We start from the raw sequence: 2,641 nt of genomic DNA, 5'->3' as shown, positions 1-2,641 counted from the left end.
CGAGGCAGGGTAAGTACATAGAGTTAGATTTTCATCCCGACATGAAACCTTACTTACTGCAATTGCAAAGCAAGTTTCTGATGTATGATGTGCGTAATGTACTGAAACTTCCAAGTTCATTTTCGATTCGGATTTATGAATTATTGAAGCAGTATGAGACAATCGGAAAAAGAAAAATGAGTGTCGAAGAAATCAAAGAAATGCTCGACATCAAAGAAAAATATTCGCTATATGCTAATTTAAAGCAGCGAGTGATAATGAAGGCTCAAACCGATTTAGAAGAATTTACTGATATAAAATTTACGTTTGAAGAAGTTAAAAGAGGCAAATCGGTTGAGTTTCTTATTTTCTATATCTTCAAAAACAAAAATGTTATAGATAGGAGAGAGGGTAGGGAAGAAGTTGTGATTGAGTATCAATTGACAGAAAAAGATGTGGCTGCAACCCAGATATATAATTTACTCAGAAACTTTAAAGGTTCAAGCAAAAGTACGGTTGAAGATTGGCTGAAGAAATATTCGATTGAGCATGTCATGAATCGTTTAACTTTTGTAAAAAATCAACTGGATGCAGGTAAAGAAATTAAGAATCCGATGGGACTGCTTCAAAAAATGATGCTTGAGCCTAATCTCTTTGACCCAATACAGGAAGAAAAGGAAAAGCAACAGGAAGTGTTACAAAAAGTGCGTCAGGAACAAGAACTTAAAAACCAAAGACTGAATAAAGAGCAGCAAACCGAGCGATTAAAGATTATCTATGAAGAAAGAAAATTATCGTTCATAAGTTCATGTTTTGAGCAGCTACCCAACTTATCCAAAGAGTTTCTGACAGATTTCAAAAATAGAAGAAACGAGGAAGACGCACCTTTTATAGTTCAGTTGGCCTATGACAATTATACCACTAACATTGCTGGAATCGAACCCGAAAGCAGTGTTGAAATCTTGTATAATTATAAGTTGGGAGGAAGTTTTAGTGCGTTATTGATAGAGTGGTTTGAAGCAAAATTTGTTAATGAAATGTCTCAAATTAAAAAGGATTTTGATTTGTCATACCGTAGTCTGATAAATGACTAATGATTTTATTAGTATTATATCGTGATAATTCCGATATAATGCTAATAAAATAAAACTTCTTATTGCACGCTCTTATTGTACAAGTATCTGTTTAGACTATGATATACCATTTTTGAGGGAAGAATTTCTGACAATTAATTCACCTGTAATAGCTTGTGTGTAAGGGAGAAAACTCTCTTTCTTATCAATGTTTTCGATGAGCATATTTATGGCAGCTTCGCCAACTTTGGCAGGAAAATGATTGAAAACTGTAAGCGATGGCTCAAAGAACTCAGCCAAAGCGTCATCGCCAAAGCCTACGAAAGCAATTTCCTCTGGAATTATCATTTTACGTTTCTTTGCCTCGACCATCATCTCAATGGCATTTCTCGATAGCATCGTAAAAATTCCATCGGGAGGATTAGGCAGACTCATGAAATAATCAAACACTCGTGTGCCATCGTTTTTTTTCATTTCTGAATAAACGATATAATCGGTGCTAAGTGCAATTCCATGTTTTTCGAGAGCAGCTTTATAACCCGCCAGTCGAATCTGAGAAATATAAAATTTTTCAGGACCAAGCATGATACCTATTTTTTTGCATCCTTGCTCGATCAAATGCTCTACTAAACAAAAACTCCCTTTGAAGTCTTCATGAATCACTTTGGCAGTATCAATTTCGTTGCAAACCCTATCAAAATTTACAATCGCAATACCTTTGTCAATCACATGCTTGATGTGGTCGAAAGAGTTGGTTTCTTTGGCGTGGCTTAGTAAAATACCATCAACACGACAGGCGATTAATGTTTCGGTATTCAAAACCTCTATTTCTTCTGACTCGCCCGAGTGGCAGACAATCACTCGATAGCCACTTCTGAGAGCCACTCGTTGCATTTCAGCTAAAGCTGTGGCAAAAAATGGTAACTCAACGTTCGGAATCACAACACCGATTGTATTGGTTTTACCTTTGTTTAAGCTCTGTGCCAGTAAATTTGGTTTATAATCAAGTTCAACCGCAGCATCAAGTACAGCTTTACGAGTAAGCGGACTAATATCAGATTTATCATTCAAGGCTCTTGAAACAGTAGCAACTGAGATTCCAAGATGCTTCGCCAAATCGACAATCGTAACCTGACCACTTTTCTTGGTGGGCTTGTTGCTTTCGGTTTCTAACACAAAATTGAAATCACACTGTTTGCAATAAAACCGCTGGCTGCCTCTCAAAAATCCTGATTTTATTACACCATCAACCGAATTGCATTTAATACATCTCTGCATAAGTATTGGTATTGTATTTTTCTGAGATTTTATGTAACTTTTTCAAATTACCGAAAATATAGAATTTTTACTAAATTTCTTGGTTTTAATTTTCTTAGTATAAAAACCTATCTTCAAAAAACCTCAAATAACATACATCTAAAACGTTTACGATACTTCTTGTTTAAATATTAGTGTCAATTTGACACTTTAAATTTGAAAATCAAAATTCTACAGATACTTTCGGTGAATCATTTATTCAAACACAATACTTAAACCTAATTTTATTAAAATTTTTCAAACAAAAACTCGATGAAACATGAAACAAAATT

At 34.7% G+C, this 2,641-nt stretch carries 2 protein-coding genes; one reads left to right on the top strand and one right to left on the bottom strand.

Annotated elements, in window-relative coordinates:
- Nucleotides 1-1,073 (top strand): replication initiation protein (locus ACOVO2_RS09540; protein WP_421769740.1); only part of this gene is annotated, 1,073 nt, incomplete at its 5' end.
- 96 nt (nucleotides 1,074-1,169) lie between these two features.
- On the opposite strand, the gene ACOVO2_RS09535 is transcribed toward ACOVO2_RS09540, so the two are convergent.
- Complete coding sequence (locus ACOVO2_RS09535; RefSeq protein WP_421769739.1) at nucleotides 1,170-2,228, bottom strand: LacI family DNA-binding transcriptional regulator; 1,059 nt, start codon at nucleotides 2,226-2,228, stop codon at nucleotides 1,170-1,172.
- Between the last annotated feature and the right edge of the window lie 413 nt (nucleotides 2,229-2,641).

Origin of the sequence: Emticicia sp. (genome assembly GCF_049241225.1) — a bacterium.
In the GTDB taxonomy this organism is placed as follows: Bacteria; Bacteroidota; Bacteroidia; order Cytophagales; family Spirosomataceae; genus Emticicia.
The sequence above is the reverse complement of the archived record's forward strand: the minus strand, read 5'-3'. Positions and strand labels throughout refer to the sequence as shown.